Here is a 20,380-nt window from a genome sequence, read left to right on the forward strand (position 1 = left end):
CCTGGCTGCAAATCAACCAATTTGAGTGCGTCATTATTTTTATCCTCAGCTTTCAAATTTTTAGCTCAAAGTTAGGAATAATCTGAACAGTTGTTTACAAGTCCTTCCTGTCTATCCATATTTCCAACGCAAGCGAAGCGCAAATTTACAAATATTTAAAAATAACGCAACCGCAAATAGCAAAACGCATTTGACGGATCGCACACAGCGACTAGAGTTATTACTCGAACGACGAGTGATACGGAATATTTTCGTATCGTACTGACATAACCAATATATGACTATGAGGTTTAATATGGCAGAGCATCGTGGTGGTTCCGGTAATTTCGCTGAAGACCGTGAAAAAGCATCAGAAGCTGGACGTAAAGGTGGCCAGCACAGCGGTGGTAATTTTAAAAACGATCCGCAACGCGCATCTGAAGCGGGTAAGAAAGGGGGACAGAACAGTCACGGCGGAGGCCGTAAATCTGATAACTCCTGATCTTATTTAGTACTCTTTTAATAAAACCAGAGAGCATGCTGCGGGCTGAAAAGCTCGCAGTACCCTTTCTTTATTTTACCGGAGCGTAATAATTATGAATATGAAAAGTGTAGAGGATGTATTTATTCATCTTCTGTCGGATACCTACAGCGCAGAAAAGCAGCTTACCCGAGCGTTAAGCAAGCTTGCCCGCGCCGCCTCCAGCGAGAAGCTGAGCGCCGCCTTTACCGCACACCTTGAAGAGACGCAAGGTCAGATCGAACGTATCGACCAGATCGTGGAACAGGAAGACGGCATCAAGCTCAAGCGCATGAAATGCGTCGCAATGGAAGGCTTAATTGAAGAAGCTAATGAAGTCATCGAAAGCACGGAAAAAAATGAAGTCCGTGACGCCGCATTAATTGCTGCTGCGCAAAAAGTGGAGCATTACGAAATAGCCAGCTACGGTACCCTTGCCACTCTGGCAGAACAGCTCGGCTATAAAAAAGCCGTTAAGCTTCTTGCCGAAACGCTGGAAGAAGAGAAAGAGACCGACCTTAAACTCACCGACCTGGCCGTTGGCAATATTAACCAAAAAGCGCAGAAATGACGCGATAATACAGGTTAAATAAAATGAGCATCAGTCCCAGGACAATTAAACGGTGCCATTTAGCGGCAGCGATAATATGGTTCATTCTCGCTATCCCTTCCGTCATCTGGTGGAAGAACAGCGTGCTATGGGTCATTATCATCAGTATTTATGCCAATATTGTCGGCCATTTATCTGGCTACAGTGCCGCACGTGCCGATCAGGCTGCTGAAAGTGAGACCAAATAAGCGAACCCCTAATGAGGATACAATGATGAATCACGTAGAACACTACCATGACTGGCTACGCGATGCCCATGCAATGGAAAAGCAAGCCGAATCTATGCTGGAATCCATGGCCAGCCGTATCGATAATTATCCTGATGTTCGCGCTAGAATTGAGCAACATATTAATGAGACAAAACGGCAAATCACATTGCTGGAGGAAATCCTCGACCGTAATGATATTTCTCGTTCGGTCTTAAAAGACTCGATGAGCAAAATGGCGGCGCTGGGACAATCCATCGGCGGCATGTTCCCTTCTGACGAAATCGTGAAGGGCTCGATCAGCGGCTATGTTTTCGAACAGTTTGAAATCGCCTGCTATACCTCCCTGCTGGCGGCGGCCAAAAAAGCGGGTGACACCGCCTCGATACCCGCTATTGAGACGATCCTCGCCGAAGAGCGCGAAATGGCCGACTGGCTGATTCGTCATATCCCGCAAACGACGGAACAGTTCCTGCTGCGTTCAGACGCGTCGGGTGTGAAGCGAAAAAATAACCCACAGGAGAGTGAGCATGTTTCGACACGTCAAACAGCTGCAATACACGGTTCGCGTCGCCGAACCGAATCCCGGCCTGGCGAACCTTTTACTGGAACAATTTGGCGGACCGCAGGGTGAACTGGCCGCCGCCTGCCGCTACTTTACGCAAGGGTTGAGCGATGACGATCCGGGCCGTAAAGACATGCTGATGGATATCGCGACCGAGGAGTTAAGCCACCTCGAAATCATCGGTACCCTGGTTGGTATGCTGAATAAAGGTGCCAAGGGCGCGCTGGCGGAAGGGGTGGAAAATGAGGCCGAGCTGTATCGCTCCATGACCGAAAACGGGAATGACAGCCACATCACCTCCCTGCTCTACGGCGGCGGAACCCCGCTAACCAACTCAGCGGGCGTACCCTGGACGGCGGCCTACGTCGACACCATCGGCGAGCCGACGGCGGATCTGCGTTCGAACGTGGCGGCCGAGGCCAGAGCCAAAATCATCTATGAACGGCTGATCAACGTGACTGACGATCCTGGCGTTAAAGATGCCCTGGCGTTTCTGATGACGCGTGAGGCGGCGCATCAGCTCTCCTTTGAGAAGGCGCTGCAGTCCATCCGTAATAATTTCCCGCCGGGAAAACTGCCGCCAATCGAGGAATTCACCAACAAGTACTACAATATGTCTGAAGGTGGAGAGGTTCGCGGAAGCTGGAACAGCGATAAACATTTCGATTACGTTGAGTCCCCCCAGCCTGCGGTGGATGGCGGCGATGGCAGTGCCAGCGTGACGCTCACAACCGAGCAGGCAACCCTGGTTAAGGCGATGTCTGCCCGCACGAAGTCCGATCCACATTCCGACCCGCTGACCGGTGCCGAGCTGGGTGCCGGTAAGACTAAACCGTAATCGGTTTGCCGGGCAGGCCTGACCTGCCCGGCAAGTCGCGTGCCCCATCGTCTCAGAGGTACGGACCATGTTCGAACTCGATGCGTTTCATCTGGCCAGAATTCAGTTCGCTTTTACCGTCTCGTTCCACATCCTGTTTCCTGCGATCACCATCGGTCTCGCCAGCTACCTGGTGGTGCTGGAGGGCATGTGGCTGCGCACCAAAAACGACGTCTGGCGATCGTTGTACCACTTCTGGCTAAAGATATTTGCCGTTAACTTCGGCATGGGCGTCGTTTCCGGGCTGGTGATGGCGTACCAGTTTGGCACCAACTGGAGCGGGTTCTCCCAGTTCGCGGGCAGCATTACCGGCCCGCTTCTGACCTACGAGGTATTAACCGCCTTCTTCCTGGAGGCCGGATTCCTCGGCGTCATGATGTTCGGCTGGAACAAGGTCGGCCCGGGGCTGCACTTCTTTTCGACCTGCATGGTGGCGCTCGGCACGCTGATGTCGACCTTCTGGATCCTCGCCTCCAACAGCTGGATGCATACGCCGCAGGGTTTCACTATCGAAAACGGGCAGGTGATCCCGCAGGACTGGCTGGCGATCGTCTTTAACCCCTCCTTCCCGTACCGTCTTATTCATATGGCTATCGCCGCGTTCCTGAGCAGCGCGCTGTTTGTCGGCGCGTCGGCCGCCTGGCACTTGCTCCGCGGTAACGATACGCCCGCCGTTCGCACCATGTTTTCGATGGCGATGTGGATGGCGCTGCTGGTCGCCCCTATCCAGGCGGTGGTAGGCGATATGCACGGCCTGAACACGCTTGAGCATCAGCCAGCCAAAATCGCCGCTATTGAGGGTCACTGGGAAAATCCGCCCGGCGAGGCCACCCCGCTGCTGCTGTTTGGCCTGCCGGATATGGAGGAAGAACGCACCAAATACGGCCTGGAGATCCCCGCGCTCGGCAGCCTGATTCTGACGCACAGCCTGGATAAACAGGTCCCGACCCTGAAAGACTTCCCGAAAGAGGATCGACCCAACTCGACCATCGTTTTCTGGTCGTTCCGCATTATGGTAGGGATGGGGCTGCTGATGATTACCCTCGGTCTGCTCAGCCTCTGGCTACGCTATCGCCATCGACTTTACCACTCGCGTCCGTTCCAGTGGTTTGCCCTCTGCATGGGGCCTGCGGGGCTGGTCGCGCTGCTTGCCGGCTGGGTGACCACCGAAGTGGGCCGTCAGCCGTGGGTTGTCTATGGCTACCTGCGCACCATCGACGCGGTATCGCTGCACAGCACCCTGCAGATGAGCATTAGCCTGCTGGCGTTCTTCGTCGTCTACTCATCCGTATTTGGCGTGGGCTATGTTTATCTCATCCGGCTGATTAAGAAAGGCCCTCAGCCCGTTGATACGCTGACGTCAAACACCTCGGGCACGCCTGCCCGTCCGCTGTCAGCCGCGGAGTCTGTTCCGGAAGAGGAGAGAATCTGATGGGCGTCGATATCTCAGTGATTTGGTTTGCCATCATCGTGTTTGCCACGCTGATGTATATCATTATGGACGGCTTCGATCTGGGGATTGGCCTGCTGTTTAACTTCGTGGGCGATGCCAAAGAGCGCGATGTCATGGTCAACAGCGTGGCGCCCGTCTGGGACGGCAACGAGACCTGGCTGGTGCTCGGCGGCGCGGGGCTGTTCGGCGCGTTTCCGCTGGCCTATGCGGTGATCATTGATGCGCTGACCATCCCCCTCACCGCGATGCTGATCGGCCTCATCTTTCGCGGCGTTGCCTTTGAGTTCCGCTTCAAAGCCACCCCTTCACACCGCAAATTCTGGGACTACTCCTTTGCCGGCGGCTCACTGCTCGCCACCTTCAGCCAGGGCGTGGTGGTGGGCGCCGTGATCAACGGCTTTGACGTGGAGGGCCGACGTTTTGTCGGCTCTTCGCTGGACTGGCTCACGCCTTTCAACCTCTTCTGCGGCATCGGTCTGGTCGTCGCCTACACGCTGCTGGGCACCACCTGGCTCATCATGAAAAGCGAAGGCGCGCTGCAACAACGCATGCGCGAACTGACCCGCCACGTGCTGCTGGCGCTGATGGTGGTTATCGCGGTGGTCAGCGTCTGGACGCCGCTCGGCTGGCAGTACGTCGCCGACCGCTGGTTTACCCTGCCCAACTTCTTCTGGTTCCTGCCGGTTCCGCTGCTGGTCGGGATCTTCAGCGTGCTGATCTGGCGCCTGACCCGCAATCCGGCCAGCCACGCGCGCCCTTTCCTCCTGACGCTGGGGCTGATCTTCCTCGGGTTCAGCGGACTGGGTATCAGCCTCTGGCCGAACATTATTCCGCCGCGTATCACTCTGTGGGAGGCCGCGGCCCCGCCTGCCAGCCAGCTGTTTATGCTGGTTGGGACGTTACTGATTATTCCGGTGATCCTGGTGTACACCGCCTGGAGCTACTACGTGTTCCGGGGCAAGGTTTCGGATACTGAAGGCTATCACTGAGGCACGCTATGACGGACTGGCATACACGGGCCATTATTTACCAGATTGATACCGCACTCTTTTATGATTTGAACGGCGATGGCTGCGGGGACATCGCCGGGATAACGGCCAAGCTGCGGTACATTCGCCGCATGGGGGCGACGGTTATCTGGATCACCCCGTTTTACCTCACGCCCTTTCTCGATGAAGGCTATGACGTCAGCGACCATCTCCAGGTGGATCCCCGCTTCGGAAAGCTGGCCGATATCATCGCCTTTATCGAACAGGCCCGCGAGCTGGGCATGCAGGTCATTATTGAACTGCTGATCCAGCACACCTCTGACGCGCATCCCTGGTTCCAGCAGGCCCGCCGTAACCCGGCGTCACCCTACCGGGATTACTACCTCTGGTCAGATAGTGACGACGACGATACGCCCCCCATGTTTCCCGGCGTGGAGGAGAGCATCTGGACCTGGGACGACGAAGCGGGACAATACTACCGGCACATGTTCTATCGCCACGAACCGGACCTGAACCTGACCTCGCCCGCGGTGCTGAAAGAGATCGAGAACATCATCCTCTTCTGGCTCAAGCTGGGCGTGTCGGGGTTCCGCCTGGATGCCGCCTCCCATCTGACCACGCAGGCGGGAAACGGTGATGAAAAAAAAGGCCTGTGGATCCTCGAACATATGCGCCGTCTGATTGAGGAACATAATCCGGACGCGATCCTGCTGGGTGAAGTGGACGTCGAGGTGGAGGCCTATCAGGACTACTTTGGCAATAATGACCGCCTGAATCTGGTGCTCAATTTCTGGCTCAACAAGTATTTTTACGTCAGCCTGGCCCGCAAAAGCGCCCGTCCGCTGCGCAACGCGGTGAAGAAAATGATCGTCCCGCCCGATTCATGCTGTTTTGCCAACTGGCTGCGCAATCACGACGAGCTGGATCTGGAGGGCATCAGCCAGAAAGACAAACAGTTTGTCCTCGATACCTTCGCCCCTGATGAGGAGATGAACGTCTATCAGCGCGGGATCCGCCGCCGCCTGGCACCGATGCTCAACGGCGATCTGAAGCGGCTGGCGTTCTGCCACGCGGTACTCTTTTCCCTGCCCGGCGTTCCGGTGATGCGCTATGGCGATGAGATCGGCATGGGGGATGACCTCGATCTGGAGGAGCGCTACGCTGTGCGCACCCCCATGCAGTGGGCGGGATCGCAAGGCGGCGGTTTTTCGGCAGCCGACCCGGAAAAATTTATCGCGCCGATTATCGACCGCGGCCCTTACCGCTATCAAAAAATCAACGTCGCTGATTCGCTGCTCCACCGCAACTCGCTCCTGCACCGCATCATTGATATCGCCAATACCCGCTCGGAGTTCCCCGAAATTGCCGTTGCGCCCTTTCGGCTCCTCACGATCGATAGTGACGCGGTGCTGGGGATCTATTACGAGACCGAAGAACGCAGCATCCTGACCTTTGTTAACTTCAGTGACCAGCCGGTGCAGTTCACCGTGAAGGGGATCCGCAACACGACCTGGACCGCCTGTCTCGCGGACAAACGCTACGATGACGCGCTGGTTTGCGGTAAAACCGTCGAGCTCAGCCTTGGCGGCTACGGCTATCGCTGGTTCTGGACGCACCGCAGCGCGCTGCGCTGATTACGGTTTCCGGCGGGTTATCAAACGCGTCAACACAATACCCGCCACCGCAAGGGCCCCTAACACCACTTTGCCCGGCATACCGGAGGTCACGGACGACGCGCGGGTTTTCGCTTCGTCAGTGAAACGGCCATGGATTTTGTGCAGATCGTTAACCGGCTGGTCGAGATAATCCCGGCGGTCCGGCGCGTTCAGATCGTCGGTCATCTGACCTTCCCAGGCTTTCTTCACCATCAGCCTGTCCAGAAAACCCGGGAAGAGGAACTGCCCGACAATCGACTGAATGGTGCTGCTGCCTACCCACAGCTCGCGCACCGGCTTTTGCGCCACCCTGAAGATGGCGCTGGCGGCGACTTCAGGCTCGAACACCGGCGGTACCGGCCGCATTGCCCACGCGAACTTGTTCCTTGCCCATTCGAACTGCGGCGTATTGAGCCCCGGCATCTGCACCATCGAAAGCTGAACCCGGCTGTTCTCATGCATCAGCTCGGTGCGCACCGCATCGGTAAACCCGCGAATCGCCGCTTTGGCCCCGCAGTAGGCGGACTGCAGGGGAATGGAACGGTAGGCCAGCGCGGACCCTACCTGAATAATCACGCCCCTGTCGCGCGGAACCATAAGCTCAAGCGCCGCGCGGGTGCCGTTCACGTAGCCGAGGTATGTCACCTCGGTCACGCGCCGAAACTCGTCCGGCGTAAGGGTACGAAACGGTGCCAGCACGGCCCCCATGGCGTTGTTGACCCAGACATCAATCGCACCGAGGCGATACTCAATCTCGTTAGCCGCATCCACCACCGCCTGACTGTCGGCGACGTCCGCCTGCACGGCGTGCGCATTTACGCCGAAGCGGCGCAACTCTTCCTGGGTGGAGTGCAGGCTGGCCTCATCACGGGCGATGAGGCCCACATCGTAACCTGCTTTTGCAAAGCGCAGCGCCGTGGCTTTTCCCACGCCCGCCGTCCCACCGGTAATCACTATGACAGCCATAGAACCTCCACGTGAACTCAACCGTTATTTCCGTCCGACAATGTTGTTACCAGCTCTGCCAGCGAAAAATGCACCGCTTTTTCCACCACGTCCTGACAGTCTCCGGAGAAAAGCACGGTACGGGTTTTCGTCTCGCCACGTATGTTCCACGCAAAACAGACCGTCCCCGCCGCCGTGCCGTCGTCGCCCCCTTCCGGGCCAGCGTATCCGCTGATGGCGATGCTGATATCCGCCTGGGCAATGTCGCGGATGCTGGCGGCCATCTCGGTCACCGTCTGTTCGCTGACGGCGGTATAGCGCGCCAGCGTTTCAGGACGCACGCCGAGGATCCGCGCTTTCGCGGCATCGCTGAACACTACCAGCCCGACATCATAAAAATCGGCCGTGTTCTCTTCAGCGCAGAGCGCCACCGAGAGCTTTCCCCCGGTGCAGGATTCCGCCGTGGTTAAGCGCAGACCGGCATCGGTTAACTTGCTCGCCAGTTTTTTTGTCAGCTCACCGACGGTGTAATGGTTATCGTGCAAAAGATTGCTCATCTTGCCGCCTCTTATTTCTCGAAAGGAATGATTGAAATATGTCCATTGCGCTCAAGTATGGCATATTTAATTTGGCTTATTTCGGTAATGCCATTATTCTGACGCGCGGAAACCAGAATATCATCGCAAGAGACATCGACCTTTTTGAGTTTATCCGCCAGGGGAACGCCGTTTTCCACCAGAATCACGGGCGTGCCGTCCAGAATATTCTCTACCGGGGAAAAATACTTTTTCATAAGGCCAAAAATAATATCCACTACCACCAGGGTGGTAATCGTAATCATCGCGCCGGTGACGGAAAAATCCTGCCCCAGAAGCGCCTGCTGCGTGGCTTCACTAATTATCAGGAGAAGAATGAGATCAAAGCTGGTCATCTGCAGCAGCGCGCGTCGCCCGGCCACTTTAAATACCACCACGAGGAACAAATAAATAGCCAGCGCACGAAAGACCATATCCATATCAGCCTCCTACGGGTAAATAAATTGCCAGAGGGTGATCTCCGGCTCGTTGTTTACGCGGATGACCGAGTTCCATTTACCGGCCCGGGACGGTGTGGTAAAGAGTAATACCGAAAAGTTGTCCGTCTTTTTCAGGTTGTGATAAACAAAATAGAGGCTTTTTCCGTGGCTGAACATGGCGTCCGGCTGGGGCCAGACGCTGCCTGGATCATACGCATCGCTACTCTCGCTGGTGACGCTGAGGGTATAGGCCCCCTCCGCTTTCACCGGAAACGCAAGCTGCATCCGTGTCTCCGTCTCCCGCCGCCCGAAGCGCTCATAGTTTATGGTCAGCGACTTGGCGGAATTTGTTTTTACCGTATCGCTGACTATTCCGCTTGAAAACAGACCGGCAATGGCGGCAACGATAATACCTAACAGAACGATAAACCCCACCTGACGAAACGCGTATTCAAACGTCAGCAAGCGATATCTTTCCTCAATCCCGGGTAACTTTTCATTTTCACGCTTCATGGCCATCGTCACCGTTTCGCTTATTATCCGATAATTTTGATTTCTAACGCGAATGTTTTTAGGACTTATCACATTTGCCACATAAAGGAATAGCAACAATACTTAATAAGTCAAGACACCCAAAATGAAGGATATCCGATGAAATTATCGCTTATTTCCGCTTTTTTGATATTTCTGGTTCCGGCCGCATGGGCAGATAATAACGGCGGGTTACAAAAAGGTGAAGCCCCGCCGCCGCCCCACGCCCTGGATAGCGGATATCGCGGAACCGATGACGCGCGTATTATGACCATCGATCAGGCAAAACAACTGCACGACGGTGCGACCATTTCATTACGCGGTAATCTTATTGACGGTAGCGGCGATAAGTTTGTATTTCAGGATAAAACCGGAAAAATCGACGTTATTATTCCCCAGGCAGTCTTCGACGGCAGAACGGTAAAACCCGACCAGATGATCAGCATCAACGGTTCGCTTGATAAAAAATCATCTCCTGCCGTCGTCCGTGTCGATCGTTTGCAGAAATAATTCAGCGAAGCGTTAACGCTGCAGTTATCCATCAAATCTCACCCCTTGGCTTAAGGAGTCAGCTATGAGTGATACCCAACAACGTACGAACGCTTATCCGCAGCCCCCGTTCCCGGAACAGCCACAGACGCCACCGGGACTGGCATCCGAAATGCAACCTGTACCCGACCACGGGGAAACTAGCTACAAAGGGCATGGCCGCCTGGCCGGTAAAAAAGCCCTGATCACCGGCGGTGACTCAGGTATCGGTCGCGCAGTGGCCATCGCCTATGCCCGTGAAGGCGCAGACGTGGCCATTAACTACCTGCCTGAAGAGGAAAAAGACGCCGCGGAGGTCATCGACCTGATCAAAGCCGAAGGCCGGAACGCCGTCGCGCTGCCGGGGGACGTTCGGGACGAAACCTTCTGCCAGAATCTGGTCGAAGAAGCCGTCTCGAAGCTGGGCGGGCTGGATATTCTGGTCAATAACGCCGGTCGTCAGCAGTTCCGTGAATCCCTTGAAGAGCTGACCACCGAAGATTTTGACGCGACGTTTAAAACCAACGTCTATGCCCCCTTCTGGATCACGAAGGCGGCGCTGCGCCACCTGAAAGCCTCGTCCGTTATCATTAATACCTCCTCCGTTCAGGCCGTGAAGCCGAGCCCGGTGCTGCTGGACTACGCCCAGACCAAAGCGTGCCTGGCGGTATTTACCAAATCCTTAGCCAAGCAGCTGGGTCCGAAAGGCATTCGCGTCAACGCGGTCGCTCCCGGACCTTACTGGACGGTACTGCAATCCAGCGGCGGCCAGCCGATGGAAAAAGTGAAGGAGTTTGGCGGCGATACCCCGCAGGGACGTCCGGGTCAGCCCGTCGAGATTGCCCCGCTTTACGTCACGCTGGCTTCGGATGAATGTTCATTTACCTCCGGCCAGGTATGGTGTTCTGACGGCGGTGACGGCGTGATCTAACCCCTTACCCCTCCCTCTATGCAATGAGCAATAAATGAACAAGGACGTTCACATTTCTTCCCCTGCCGAAAAACATGTTGTAACTCAAACAGATCAAATGTTAAAAATATTTTGCTATCAAGTTATCAAAATTAAACAACTTAGCTTGTCACCCGCATCGCTCTGTTTTTAACATCGCCTATGGAAAAAAATGGTCTGTTCAGTCAGCGCATACGCTTGCGCCATTTGCATACATTTGTGGCCGTCGCTCAACAGGGAACGCTGGGGCGTGCGGCTGAAACTCTTAACCTGAGCCAGCCTGCGCTCTCGAAAACCCTCAACGAGCTTGAACAGCTGACCGGCGCCCGTCTTTTTGACCGGGGTCGGCTGGGGGCGCAGCTTACCATCGTGGGCGAACAGTTCCTTACGCACGCCGTCAAAGTGCTGGATGCGCTCAATACCGCAGGCCAGTCGCTGCATCGAAAAGAAGAACACGCCAGCGAGGTCGTCCGCGTCGGGGCCCTGCCCACCGCCGCGCTGGGCATTCTTCCGCCGGTGATTGGCCAGTTCCACAAGCAGCAACGGCATACCACTATTCAGGTTGCCACCATGAATAACACCATGCTGCTCGCGGGGCTGAAATCGGGCGAGCTGGATATCGGGATTGGCCGCATGTCCGACCCTGAACTGATGGGCGGTCTCAATTACGAGCTGCTGTTCCTGGAGTCCCTGAAGCTGGTGGTTCGTCCCGATCATCCGCTGCTGCAGGACACGGTGACGTTAAGCCGCGTCATGGAGTGGCCGGTGGTGGTGTGCCCGAAAGGGACCGTCCCACGTCAGACCGCCGAAACCTTGCTGCAAATGCAGGGGTGTACGCTGCCCTCAGGGTGTATCGAAACGCTGTCGGCCTCGCTTTCACGCCAGCTCACCCTCGACTATGACTACGTCTGGTTCGTTCCCTCCGGCGCGGTAAAAGATGATTTGCGCCAGGGCACGCTGACCGCTCTCCCGGTAACGGCCCCCGGCGCCGGTGAACCTATCGGCATTTTGACCCGGGTAGATACCCCGCTTTCCACAGGCGCGCAGACGCTGCTGAGCGCCATCCGTAAATCGATGCCGGTTTAATACCCCTCACCCTAACCCTCTCCCCTAAAGGGGCGAGGGAACAGACCTGCGCGTTAATCAAATAATGCGAAATCATTCATTAACAATTGCGTAAAACAATTTAACAGTTTTATCATAGCCGCGAATTCACCAAATGGTTCACAAATGGTTTGATAAAAACGAATTCACCCGTACTAATCATCAATCCCACCGCATTTATTACCCAACTGGTACATACCCGACACGGCGGCGGGATCTAAAGGAGAGAGAAATGGTATTTGGCAGCGCGCCACGTGGAATACCGCGTATTCTGCAGTGGCTTCTTGCCGGACTGATGATGCTCATCGGTCTGGCGGTCGGCGGGTTGGGCTTTAAGCTCGCCACCGTAGGCGGGAGTAGTTACTTCCTGATAATGGGCGTGGCAATGGTGATTGCCGCGATCCTGATTTTCCTCAACCGCACCAGCGGGATCCTGCTTTACGGCATCGCGTTTATTGCCTCGCTGTTCTGGGCGGTAAGCGATGCGGGCTGGGATTTCTGGCCGCTCTTCTCCCGCCTGTTTACCTTTGCCGTGCTGGCGTTCCTGTGCGCCATCGTCTGGCCCTTCCTGCGTGCGGCAAACCACACTGCACCAAACAAAGCCCCCGCTTTTGGCGTCGCGGCGCTGCTCGCGGTGGCCATGCTGGTCAGCCTCGGCTGGATGTTTAAGCCGCAAACCCTTGTGGCAGCGAACGAGCCCGTGCCGGTGAAACCCGTCGCACCCGGCGAGCAGCAAAAGAACTGGGAGCACTGGGGCAACACCACCCACGGCGACCGCTTCGCCGCGCTGGACCAGATTAACAAGCAAAACGTCAGCTCGCTGAAAGTCGCGTGGGTTGCGCACACCGGCGATATTCCGCAGAGCAACGGCTCGGGTGCGGAAGATCAGAACACGCCGCTGCAGGTTGGCGACACGCTGTATGTCTGTACGCCGTACAGTAAAGTGCTGGCGCTGGACGTGGATTCCGGTAAAGAAAAATGGCGCTACGATTCCAAAGCCACGGCCCCTAACTGGCAGCGCTGTCGCGGTCTGGGCTATTTTGAAGACCACTCCACCGTGACAACGTCACAGGCAGAAACACAGCCTGCGGCATGCCCTCGCCGCCTGTTCCTCCCCACCACCGACGCCCGTCTGATTGCCATTAACGCGGATAACGGCAAGGTCTGCGACGACTTTGGCGACCATGGCACCGTGGATCTGAGCGTCGGCATGGGTGAGATTAAGCCCGGATATTATCAGCAGACCTCCACGCCGCTGGTGGCCGGAAACGTTGTTGTCGTCGGCGGTCGCGTCGCGGATAACTACTCGACCGGCGAGCCGCCGGGCGTGGTCCGCGCCTACGACGTTCACACCGGTAAGCTGGCCTGGGCGTGGGATCCGGGTAATCCGAACCTGACCGGCCTGCCGCCGGAAGGCCAGACCTACACCCGCGGTACGCCGAACGTCTGGTCTGCGATGTCCTACGACGCCAAACTGAACCTGATCTACCTGCCAACCGGCAACGCCACGCCAGACTTCTGGGCGGGCGAGCGTACCGCGCTGGACGATAAGTACAGTTCCTCCATCGTCGCCGTCGACGCGGCCACCGGCCAGGTCCGCTGGCATTTCCAGACCACCCACCATGACCTGTGGGACTTTGACCTGCCTTCCCAGCCGCTGCTGTACGACCTGCCTGACGGCAAGGGCGGCACCACGCCTGTGCTGGTGCAGACCAGCAAGCAGGGCATGATCTTCATGCTTAACCGTGAAACCGGCAAGCCGGTGGCGAAGGTCGAGGAACGCCCTGTCCCGGCGGGTAACGTTGAAGGTGAACGCTACTCCCCAACCCAGCCGTACTCCGTAGGCATGCCGATGATTGGCAACCAGACGCTGACCGAGTCCGACATGTGGGGCGCGACGCCAGTCGACCTGCTGCTGTGCCGCATTCAGTTTAAAGAGATGCGTCATCAGGGCGTCTTTACCCCGCCTGGTCTCGATCGTTCCCTGCAGTTCCCGGGCTCACTCGGCGGGATGAACTGGGGCAGCGTCTCCGTTGACCCGAACAACAGCCTGATGTTCGTCAACGATATGCGCCTGGGTCTGGCAAACTATATGGTGCCGCGCGCGAACGTGGCGAAAAATGCCAGCGGCATCGAGATGGGGATTGTCCCGATGGACGGCACGCCCTTCGGTGCGATGCGTGAACGCTTCCTGTCGCCGCTGGGCATTCCGTGCCAGAAGCCGCCGTTTGGCACCATGTCGGCCGTTGACCTGAAAACCGGCAAGCTGGTGTGGCAGGTTCCTGTTGGTACGGTGGAAGATACCGGCCCGCTGGGCATTCGCATGCACATGCCAATCCCAATCGGCATGCCGACGCTTGGGGCATCGCTCTCGACCCAGTCCGGCCTGCTGTTCTTTGCCGGCACCCAGGATTTCTACCTGCGCGCGTTTGATACCGCCACCGGGAAAGAGATCTGGAAAGACCGCCTGCCGGTCGGCAGCCAGTCCGGGCCGATGACCTACGTGTCGCCGAAAACCGGTAAGCAGTACATCATCATTAACGCCGGTGGTGCCCGCCAGTCGCCGGATCGCGGTGATTACGTTATCGCGTACGCGTTACCTGATAAGAAATAACCGATGAACAAAGGGACCTTTTGGTCCCTTTTTTTTGCCCGGTGGCGCTTCGCTTACGCGGGCCTACAAATACAAGTAGGTCGGGTAAGGCGAAGCCGCCACCCGACAAAACACGCGACTCAGAACGTCTCCCAGTTATCCCCCGAAACTGTCGCCGCCGGGCGCAACGGCGCGCTCGTCGCCACTGGCGCTGACGCCACCGCGCGGTTCGGCTTCGCACCGCTCAGACGAAACGCCCCAACCGCCTCGGTCAGACGCGCGCCCTGTTCTTCCAGAGACGCCGCCGCCGCGGAGGCTTCTTCCACCAGCGAGGCGTTCTGCTGGGTCACTTTATCCATCTCCGAAATCGCCTGGCTCACCTGGACGATACCGCGACTCTGCTCATCGGACGCCGCGGCGATCTCCAGCATGATGTCGGTGACGCGCTTCACCGCGTCGACGATCTCATTCATGGTGTTACCGGCGGCAACAACTTCACCGGACCCCTGGTCGATCAGCGAAACCGATTCGTTGATCAGGCTTTCGATCTCTTTTGCGGCATTCGCACTGCGGCTTGCCAGGGTGCGCACTTCACTGGCCACCACGGCAAATCCGCGCCCCTGTTCACCCGCCCGCGCCGCTTCTACCGCCGCGTTAAGCGCCAGGATATTGGTCTGGAAGGCAATGCTGTTAATCACGGCGGTGATTTCAGAGATCTTCTTCGAGCTGCTGGAGATATTGCCCATGGTTTTCACCACGCCGGAGACCATCTGGCCGCCGCGGGTGGCTTTCCCGGAGGCATCTTCCGCCAGCTTGCTGGCATGATGGGCGTTATCGGCGTTCTGTTTCACCGTCGCAGTAAGCTGTTCCATGCTGGCGGCGGTCTGCTCGATGGCGGCAGCCTGCTGCTCGGTGCGGGAAGAGAGATCGGTGTTACCGGCAGAGATCTCGCTGGTGCCGCGGTAAATCTCCTCCGCCCCCTGACGCACGGTGCCGACCGTTTTTTCAAGCGAGTGCTGCATGGTTTGCAGATCCCGCGTCAGGCGGCCAATTTCGCTGCGCCCGGCCACGTCGTCCGGCATCGTCAGGTCGCCCTTAGCGATATTCTCGATACGTTTCGCTGCCCGCTGCAGCGGATTGATTACCGTGCGGCGCAGCACGACAAAGGTCATCGCCGTCAGCACCAGCGCCAGCGCAAACGCGCCCACCATAAACATCAGGCCCAGCTGCGTGCGGCTGTGCGCCTGCGCCGTTAGCGCATTGGCACGGTCGGTACGGATCTTAATCGCCTTCAGCAGTACGGCGTTGTACGCGTCGTCCAGCGGACGCGCCGTTTCGTTTTCGTGGTTGATGATCGCCTCGAACATGCCGTTTTTGGCGAATTTGACCATCGGCTGCATGCCCGCGATATAGGCGTCATACCGGGTCTTAAGCTCCGCATCCAGCGCTGCGCCCTCGGCGGTACGCACGGCGCGATTCATGTAGGCGGTAAAGCTCTCCTGAGACTGCTTAATGCGCGTTTCCGCCTCGCTGATGTTCTGCTTCATCGCATCCATCTCTGCGATACGGCTTGCCGCACCGGCGTGGATCAGATTGATACGCGCGGTTCGCAGATGGTTTGAGCTGTTCGACAGCCCCATACGCACCTGAATTTCAGCTGTGACATCCTGCTGATCGTTATCGGCCTGCAGCAGGAAATACCCTGCCAGACCCGAGCTCAAGGCAAACAGAAGAATAATGCCACCGAGAATGGAGGAAAACAGCGGAACCAGCCTGATGTGATGCAAGAAGCCCAGCCTGCGCTGCGCCAGCATCGAAGTAGTGTTGTCCATGACCGTCGACTCTCTTGTAGGTAAGATGCGTAAAAACACGCCTGTTAAATAGTCATCGGCACGGCAGAGATTTAGATTACGGCTAAAAACGCCGCACTGGTCACACTTTAGAGAAGATTATTAAAGAAATGCCAGCGGCGAAAAACCGCTGGCAGAAGAGTTACTTGTCGCCGAAATGGATAACGGTACGGATGGATTTTCCTTCGTGCATCAGATCAAACGCCTCGTTAATCTGCTCCAGCGGTAAGCGGTGGGTAATGAACGGATCGAGCTGAATCTTGCCGACCATCGCATCTTCAACAATACCCGGAAGCTGGGTACGGCCCTTCACGCCGCCAAACGCGGAACCGCGCCATACGCGCCCGGTGACCAGCTGGAATGGACGGGTTTTAATCTCCTGACCCGCACCGGCCACGCCAATGATGATGCTCTCGCCCCAGCCTTTGTGGCAGCACTCCAGCGCGGAACGCATCACGTTGACGTTGCCGATACACTCGAAGCTGAAGTCCACGCCGCCGTCGGTCATCTCGACGATGACGTCCTGAATCGGCTTCTCGTGATCTTTCGGGTTCACAAAATCGGTCGCGCCCATTTCACCCGCCAGCCTGAATTTCTCCGGGTTGGTATCGACCGCAATGATACGACCGGCCTTCGCCTGCACCGCGCCCTGAATCACCGCCAGACCAATGCCGCCGAGACCGAACACCGCCACGGTATCGCCCTCTTTGACTTTTGCGGTGTTATGCACCGCGCCAATACCGGTGGTCACGCCGCAGCCCAGCAGGCAGACTTTATCCAGCGGCGCCTGAGGGTTCACCTTCGCCAGCGAGATCTCCGCGCAAACGGTGTATTCGCTGAAGGTGCTGGTGCCCATGTAGTGATAAACCGGCTCGCCGTTGTAGGAGAAACGGGTCGTCCCGTCGGGCATCAGCCCTTTCCCCTGGGTGGCGCGAACGGCCTGGCAGAGGTTAGTTTTGCCGGATTTACAGAACTTACACTCGCCACATTCCGCAGTGTACAGCGGGATCACGTGATCGCCCGGCTTCAGGCTGGTCACGCCCTCGCCCACTTCTACCACAATCCCGCCGCCTTCATGGCCGAGCACCGCCGGGAAGACACCTTCCGGGTCGTCGCCCGAGAGGGTAAACGCATCAGTATGACATACGCCGGTATGGGTGATTTTGATCAGCACTTCGCCTTTTTTCGGCGGTGCCACGTCAATTTCAACGATTTTGAGCGGCTGGCCGGGGCCAAATGCAACTGCAGCGCGAGATTTCATATGTCTTCCCTTCTTGTCAGGTATGTGGATTTATTTTAGATAAGAGCGCAGTAAATGGCCGACTTCCGCCATGCGAACGGCACGCTGATCCGGCGTGGTGTCCCCCGCTACCAGCTCATCTTTGAGGTGAATTTCAACCATTTCGCCCATCAGGCCATTGGCAGCCCCGCGCACGGCGGCAATTTGCTGCAGGATGGCCAGACAGGGGTCGCCCGACTCCAGCGCGCGTTCCAGGGCATCAACCTGGCCCCGAATGCGGCGGACGCGGGTAAGAATACGTTTTTTATCTTCGGGTGAATGCGGCATACGCCCTCCTGATACTATAGGGGGGTATGGTACCTATTTTGTTACCGCTGTGTAAACCTAAAGATGAGAGGGTTGAGGTTTTGTACAAAACTCGGGGGAGGCATTGAATACGCCAGATAACAAAGCAAAATAAAAAGCGTAAAGTCTCATTCTGATAAGCCGATAAAAACAGGGTCTTTTTTTAATATAGGGATATTACATGCGTAAACTCATCTCCTCCATTGGGCTCATAGCAGGTATGGCTGTAGCCACACCCGCGGTTCACGCCAGCACGTTGACACAAACGTTGACCCGCTGCGACTCAACCTTTTTCAACGAGATTTATCATCAGCGAGCCAAACTCAGCCGCGTAGCCCCCTTAACGCTCAACAAGCATTCGCAGGCCTGGTTCAAAGCCCCTGAAGACGGCAATCGCACCATCTGGTTTGCTCAACCGCTGCATGAATTAAATCTGACGGTATCGGGATATTACCTGCAAACCAGCAATCTCGATGAAATCAATTACGGTAAGTACTATTACTGGGGACTCATTTTCAAAGAGTCACAAGAAGAAGTGATGTCCAGACTTGATCATTTGTCCTGGAAAAAGGCGGGAGATGATTATGTTTCTCAGACGATGATTAAAATCAACCCAAACAGTGACTGGGAAGACAACGCGCAGGCGGTGTCAGGTATTGCTCCGGCAAAAGAAAGTACCGAAAAGCTGTTAATGCTCAGCAAAAGCAAAGACGGGACATTATTGCTCTGTACCGTTCAGGGAAATGTAACGCCTGACATGCTGACGACATTACGACCTGATTTATCCGCAGGGGATGCGAAATGAAAAAGCTAACATGGCTGGTATTACTTATGCTGACAGGTTGTACCGGGACAAGTAAACCCCAGCCGCAGTCTACCCCCAAGCCACCGGCAGGCGTCATAAAAATCCTTGAAGATAAGAAAATTGCTTCGTATATCGATTTTCGGGTGATTTCAACTTATCAGGGTAACGACCACTTACGCCGCTTTTATTTCATCAATAACTACGCCGAGCAGACACTCATTATAAAAAATCCTCCCGTCTACATAGCGAGCTCACGGGCAATCGACGTGATTAACTGCGACAAAAACCAGCGTGCCGTTATGGCGCGAACCTATTTTTCGAAACCGTTCGCGGAAGGCGATGTCGTACATGTGACACAGGATGTGGGACAATGGGAAAGTTATCCGAAAGACTCTCTTTTTGGGATAATAGCGGAAAGCATGTGCAGTATTCCCGTTGAAAAACTCAAGCCAGAGCCAGCGAAAGATAATCGAAAACCGTTACTGGATGAATAAAATCTTCCGGACCTAAGCTTCTATGGACAGACTCACTCTGCTCTACATGAAAGCGCGGGTTGGGCTGTCCGCTAACAAATAGCCTGCCGTTAAATTGACGATCCGTTACTGACCGTCCTTTCTGCCGGGCGGCACTGCGCTTACCCGGCCTACCGTCCCCTGGCAGCCTGCGCCAGCGTTTGCAGTTCCTCCTTCAGCCAGCGCGTTGCGCCCCGCTGGCCGCTGCGTTTATGCGAGTAAATTTTCACTTCAAACGTGCGTATCGAGAACGGTAAAGGAAAAATCCTCAGGCCTGCTGCCGCAACCAGCTTCTCAGCGGCGTATCGAGGGATGGCCATCAGCAGGTCGCTTTCCGCTACGATAAACGGTGCGCTGAGCATTGACGGCGTTTTGATCGCGATTTGTCGGGTATAGCCCAGCTGCTCAAGCCGTACGTCAAGAACGCCCTGCTTCTCATTCCATGGCGTCACCACCAGGTGTCGGGCCGCGAGATACTCCTCCAGCGTGAGACGCGTCCGGCGCGCGTTGCTGATGACCACATACTCATCTTCAAACCAGTCGATCTCTTCCAGCTCCGGGTGCCGGATATCATCCTGAGTGCTGAACCCCAGCGCGAGATCCACTTCACCCGCCAGCAGTTCCGTCAGCGCCGGGCTGTGCGGCAGATAGCGCAATTCGAAACGCAAACCCGGGGCCGCAAGCTGCAGCCTGTGCATTAGCGCCGGGAAAATGCACAGCGCGGTAAAGTCCGTTATCGCAATTTGTAAGCACTCCGAACTGCTGGCTGCATCAAACTCCGGCTGCGGAGTCAGCTCATGATTCAGGAACGACAGTGCGGAAGCAATGGAAGGCGCAAGCTGAGAGGCATACACGCTGGGGGACATGCGGTGCCCTTCGCGGAAAAACAGCGGGTCATTCAGGGTGGCACGCAGACGCGACAGCGCATGGCTGAGCGCGGATGTGCTCATCGCCAGCTCGTCAGCGGCCAGGCGAACGGAGCGGTGGCGGTAAATCGCGTCGAAAACGGGCAGCAGGTTTAAATCAAGACGTCTCAGGGCCGGATGCATAGTATTCATCATTTGTTGATTTCATTGCACTTAATTCTTCAGACAATACGCCGTATGCTT

General features: G+C 56.4%; 21 protein-coding genes and 1 pseudogene. 14 read left to right on the forward strand and 8 right to left on the reverse strand.

The window, feature by feature from the left end; translation table 11 throughout:
* The first annotated feature begins 295 nt into the window (after window positions 1-295).
* The 8 genes and pseudogenes from B498_RS06500 (at window position 296) to B498_RS06470 (ending at window position 6,833) form a co-directional block, all read left to right on the forward strand.
* Window positions 296-481, forward strand: a complete 186-nt coding sequence (locus tag B498_RS06500; RefSeq protein WP_004150795.1) for a general stress protein — start codon at window positions 296-298, stop codon at window positions 479-481.
* A 94-nt stretch (window positions 482-575) separates the two neighbouring features.
* Window positions 576-1,070, forward strand: a complete 495-nt coding sequence (locus tag B498_RS06495) for a ferritin-like domain-containing protein (protein WP_008502272.1) — start codon at window positions 576-578, stop codon at window positions 1,068-1,070.
* A 23-nt stretch (window positions 1,071-1,093) separates the two neighbouring features.
* Window positions 1,094-1,297 (forward strand): hypothetical protein, encoded by a 204-nt coding sequence (locus B498_RS06490; protein WP_008502273.1) that lies wholly within the window; start codon window positions 1,094-1,096, stop codon window positions 1,295-1,297.
* Between the two features lie 25 nt (window positions 1,298-1,322).
* Window positions 1,323-1,823: pseudogene (locus tag B498_RS0121565) on the forward strand (ferritin-like domain-containing protein); the annotation flags it as partial.
* Window positions 1,824-1,845: 22 nt separating this feature from the next.
* On the forward strand, window positions 1,846-2,718 hold the full coding sequence (locus tag B498_RS06485) for a manganese catalase family protein (RefSeq protein ID WP_008502274.1): 873 nt from the start codon (window positions 1,846-1,848) through the stop codon (window positions 2,716-2,718).
* Window positions 2,719-2,785: 67 nt separating this feature from the next.
* Entirely contained in the window at window positions 2,786-4,189 is a 1,404-nt protein-coding gene (locus B498_RS06480) for a cytochrome ubiquinol oxidase subunit I (RefSeq protein ID WP_008502275.1), read from the forward strand.
* Complete coding sequence (cydB, locus tag B498_RS06475; protein ID WP_008502276.1) at window positions 4,189-5,199, forward strand: cytochrome d ubiquinol oxidase subunit II; 1,011 nt, start codon at window positions 4,189-4,191, stop codon at window positions 5,197-5,199. The genes B498_RS06480 and cydB overlap by 1 nt, the downstream gene beginning before the upstream one ends.
* Before the next feature lie 8 nt (window positions 5,200-5,207).
* Window positions 5,208-6,833, forward strand: a complete 1,626-nt coding sequence (locus B498_RS06470; protein WP_008502277.1) for an alpha-amylase family protein — start codon at window positions 5,208-5,210, stop codon at window positions 6,831-6,833.
* Here B498_RS06470 and B498_RS06465 read toward each other — a convergent pair whose 3' ends face one another.
* Genes B498_RS06465 through B498_RS06450 form a run of 4 tightly spaced genes read right to left on the reverse strand, consistent with a single transcriptional unit; the run spans window position 6,834 to window position 9,327 of the window.
* A complete protein-coding gene (locus B498_RS06465) occupies window positions 6,834-7,820 on the reverse strand; it encodes an SDR family oxidoreductase (protein WP_008502278.1) in 987 nt (328 codons plus the stop codon).
* A 17-nt stretch (window positions 7,821-7,837) separates the two neighbouring features.
* Window positions 7,838-8,356, reverse strand: a complete 519-nt coding sequence (locus B498_RS06460; RefSeq protein ID WP_008502279.1) for a 2-oxo-tetronate isomerase — start codon at window positions 8,354-8,356, stop codon at window positions 7,838-7,840.
* Between the two features lie 11 nt (window positions 8,357-8,367).
* A complete protein-coding gene (locus tag B498_RS06455) occupies window positions 8,368-8,814 on the reverse strand; it encodes a DUF421 domain-containing protein (protein ID WP_008502280.1) in 447 nt (148 codons plus the stop codon).
* 9 nt (window positions 8,815-8,823) lie between these two features.
* Window positions 8,824-9,327 carry a hypothetical protein gene (locus B498_RS06450; RefSeq protein WP_032623010.1) on the reverse strand — a complete coding sequence of 168 codons (504 nt, stop codon included), beginning with the start codon at window positions 9,325-9,327 and terminating at the stop codon, window positions 8,824-8,826.
* A gap of 138 nt (window positions 9,328-9,465) precedes the next feature.
* Between B498_RS06450 and B498_RS06445 the strand changes: the two genes are divergently transcribed.
* The 4 genes from B498_RS06445 to B498_RS06430 all read left to right on the forward strand — a co-directional run bounded on the left by B498_RS06445 (window position 9,466) and on the right by B498_RS06430 (window position 14,540).
* Entirely contained in the window at window positions 9,466-9,855 is a 390-nt protein-coding gene (locus tag B498_RS06445; protein WP_008502282.1) for a YdeI family stress tolerance OB fold protein, read from the forward strand.
* A 64-nt stretch (window positions 9,856-9,919) separates the two neighbouring features.
* Complete coding sequence (locus B498_RS06440) at window positions 9,920-10,804, forward strand: SDR family oxidoreductase (RefSeq protein ID WP_008502283.1); 885 nt, start codon at window positions 9,920-9,922, stop codon at window positions 10,802-10,804.
* A gap of 180 nt (window positions 10,805-10,984) precedes the next feature.
* Entirely contained in the window at window positions 10,985-11,908 is a 924-nt protein-coding gene (locus B498_RS06435; protein WP_008502284.1) for a LysR substrate-binding domain-containing protein, read from the forward strand.
* A 250-nt stretch (window positions 11,909-12,158) separates the two neighbouring features.
* A complete protein-coding gene (locus tag B498_RS06430) occupies window positions 12,159-14,540 on the forward strand; it encodes a glucose/quinate/shikimate family membrane-bound PQQ-dependent dehydrogenase (protein ID WP_008502285.1) in 2,382 nt (793 codons plus the stop codon).
* A 119-nt stretch (window positions 14,541-14,659) separates the two neighbouring features.
* Here B498_RS06430 and B498_RS06425 read toward each other — a convergent pair whose 3' ends face one another.
* The 3 genes from B498_RS06425 to B498_RS06415 all read right to left on the reverse strand — a co-directional run bounded on the left by B498_RS06425 (window position 14,660) and on the right by B498_RS06415 (window position 17,936).
* Window positions 14,660-16,351, reverse strand: coding sequence for a methyl-accepting chemotaxis protein (locus B498_RS06425; RefSeq protein WP_008502286.1), 1,692 nt, complete (start codon window positions 16,349-16,351; stop codon window positions 14,660-14,662).
* A 160-nt stretch (window positions 16,352-16,511) separates the two neighbouring features.
* The gene (locus B498_RS06420; RefSeq protein ID WP_008502287.1) at window positions 16,512-17,630 is read right to left on the reverse strand and encodes an S-(hydroxymethyl)glutathione dehydrogenase/class III alcohol dehydrogenase; all 1,119 of its coding nucleotides are present in this window, start codon (window positions 17,628-17,630) and stop codon (window positions 16,512-16,514) included.
* A 30-nt stretch (window positions 17,631-17,660) separates the two neighbouring features.
* Window positions 17,661-17,936: a metal/formaldehyde-sensitive transcriptional repressor gene (locus B498_RS06415; RefSeq protein WP_008502288.1), complete on the reverse strand. Its 276-nt coding sequence runs from the start codon at window positions 17,934-17,936 to the stop codon at window positions 17,661-17,663.
* Between the two features lie 199 nt (window positions 17,937-18,135).
* Here B498_RS06415 and B498_RS06410 point away from each other — a divergent pair, with 199 nt between their 5' ends.
* Complete coding sequence (locus tag B498_RS06410; RefSeq protein WP_008502289.1) at window positions 18,136-18,759, forward strand: hypothetical protein; 624 nt, start codon at window positions 18,136-18,138, stop codon at window positions 18,757-18,759.
* Complete coding sequence (locus B498_RS06405; protein ID WP_008502290.1) at window positions 18,756-19,253, forward strand: surface-adhesin E family protein; 498 nt, start codon at window positions 18,756-18,758, stop codon at window positions 19,251-19,253. Before B498_RS06410 ends, B498_RS06405 begins: the two co-directional genes overlap by 4 nt.
* A 149-nt stretch (window positions 19,254-19,402) precedes the next feature.
* On the opposite strand, the gene B498_RS06400 is transcribed toward B498_RS06405, so the two are convergent.
* Window positions 19,403-20,332 (reverse strand): LysR family transcriptional regulator, encoded by a 930-nt coding sequence (locus B498_RS06400; RefSeq protein WP_032622995.1) that lies wholly within the window; start codon window positions 20,330-20,332, stop codon window positions 19,403-19,405.
* Between the last annotated feature and the right edge of the window lie 48 nt (window positions 20,333-20,380).

It is taken from the genome of Enterobacter sp. SST3 (assembly GCF_000286655.1).
Lineage (GTDB): Bacteria > Pseudomonadota > Gammaproteobacteria > Enterobacterales > Enterobacteriaceae > Enterobacter > Enterobacter roggenkampii.

What these genes read in the sequence shown, in the direction of transcription:
- B498_RS06480 (WP_008502275.1), top strand. Translation starts at nt 2,786, where the DNA reads ATGTTCGAACTCGATGCGTTTCATCTGGCCAGAATTCAGTTCGCTTTT.
- B498_RS06425 (WP_008502286.1), bottom strand. Translation starts at nt 16,351, where the DNA reads ATGGACAACACTACTTCGATGCTGGCGCAGCGCAGGCTGGGCTTCTTG.
- B498_RS06450 (WP_032623010.1), bottom strand. Translation starts at nt 9,327, where the DNA reads ATGAAGCGTGAAAATGAAAAGTTACCCGGGATTGAGGAAAGATATCGC.
- B498_RS06410 (WP_008502289.1), top strand. Translation starts at nt 18,136, where the DNA reads ATGCGTAAACTCATCTCCTCCATTGGGCTCATAGCAGGTATGGCTGTA.
- B498_RS06415 (WP_008502288.1), bottom strand. Translation starts at nt 17,936, where the DNA reads ATGCCGCATTCACCCGAAGATAAAAAACGTATTCTTACCCGCGTCCGC.
- B498_RS06445 (WP_008502282.1), top strand. Translation starts at nt 9,466, where the DNA reads ATGAAATTATCGCTTATTTCCGCTTTTTTGATATTTCTGGTTCCGGCC.
- B498_RS06490 (WP_008502273.1), top strand. Translation starts at nt 1,094, where the DNA reads ATGAGCATCAGTCCCAGGACAATTAAACGGTGCCATTTAGCGGCAGCG.
- B498_RS06405 (WP_008502290.1), top strand. Translation starts at nt 18,756, where the DNA reads ATGAAAAAGCTAACATGGCTGGTATTACTTATGCTGACAGGTTGTACC.
- B498_RS06500 (WP_004150795.1), top strand. Translation starts at nt 296, where the DNA reads ATGGCAGAGCATCGTGGTGGTTCCGGTAATTTCGCTGAAGACCGTGAA.
- B498_RS06460 (WP_008502279.1), bottom strand. Translation starts at nt 8,356, where the DNA reads ATGAGCAATCTTTTGCACGATAACCATTACACCGTCGGTGAGCTGACA.
- cydB (WP_008502276.1), top strand. Translation starts at nt 4,189, where the DNA reads ATGGGCGTCGATATCTCAGTGATTTGGTTTGCCATCATCGTGTTTGCC.
- B498_RS06465 (WP_008502278.1), bottom strand. Translation starts at nt 7,820, where the DNA reads ATGGCTGTCATAGTGATTACCGGTGGGACGGCGGGCGTGGGAAAAGCC.
- B498_RS06435 (WP_008502284.1), top strand. Translation starts at nt 10,985, where the DNA reads ATGGAAAAAAATGGTCTGTTCAGTCAGCGCATACGCTTGCGCCATTTG.
- B498_RS06440 (WP_008502283.1), top strand. Translation starts at nt 9,920, where the DNA reads ATGAGTGATACCCAACAACGTACGAACGCTTATCCGCAGCCCCCGTTC.
- B498_RS06455 (WP_008502280.1), bottom strand. Translation starts at nt 8,814, where the DNA reads ATGGATATGGTCTTTCGTGCGCTGGCTATTTATTTGTTCCTCGTGGTG.
- B498_RS06495 (WP_008502272.1), top strand. Translation starts at nt 576, where the DNA reads ATGAATATGAAAAGTGTAGAGGATGTATTTATTCATCTTCTGTCGGAT.
- B498_RS06420 (WP_008502287.1), bottom strand. Translation starts at nt 17,630, where the DNA reads ATGAAATCTCGCGCTGCAGTTGCATTTGGCCCCGGCCAGCCGCTCAAA.
- B498_RS06430 (WP_008502285.1), top strand. Translation starts at nt 12,159, where the DNA reads ATGGTATTTGGCAGCGCGCCACGTGGAATACCGCGTATTCTGCAGTGG.
- B498_RS06400 (WP_032622995.1), bottom strand. Translation starts at nt 20,332, where the DNA reads ATGATGAATACTATGCATCCGGCCCTGAGACGTCTTGATTTAAACCTG.
- B498_RS06470 (WP_008502277.1), top strand. Translation starts at nt 5,208, where the DNA reads ATGACGGACTGGCATACACGGGCCATTATTTACCAGATTGATACCGCA.
- B498_RS06485 (WP_008502274.1), top strand. Translation starts at nt 1,846, where the DNA reads ATGTTTCGACACGTCAAACAGCTGCAATACACGGTTCGCGTCGCCGAA.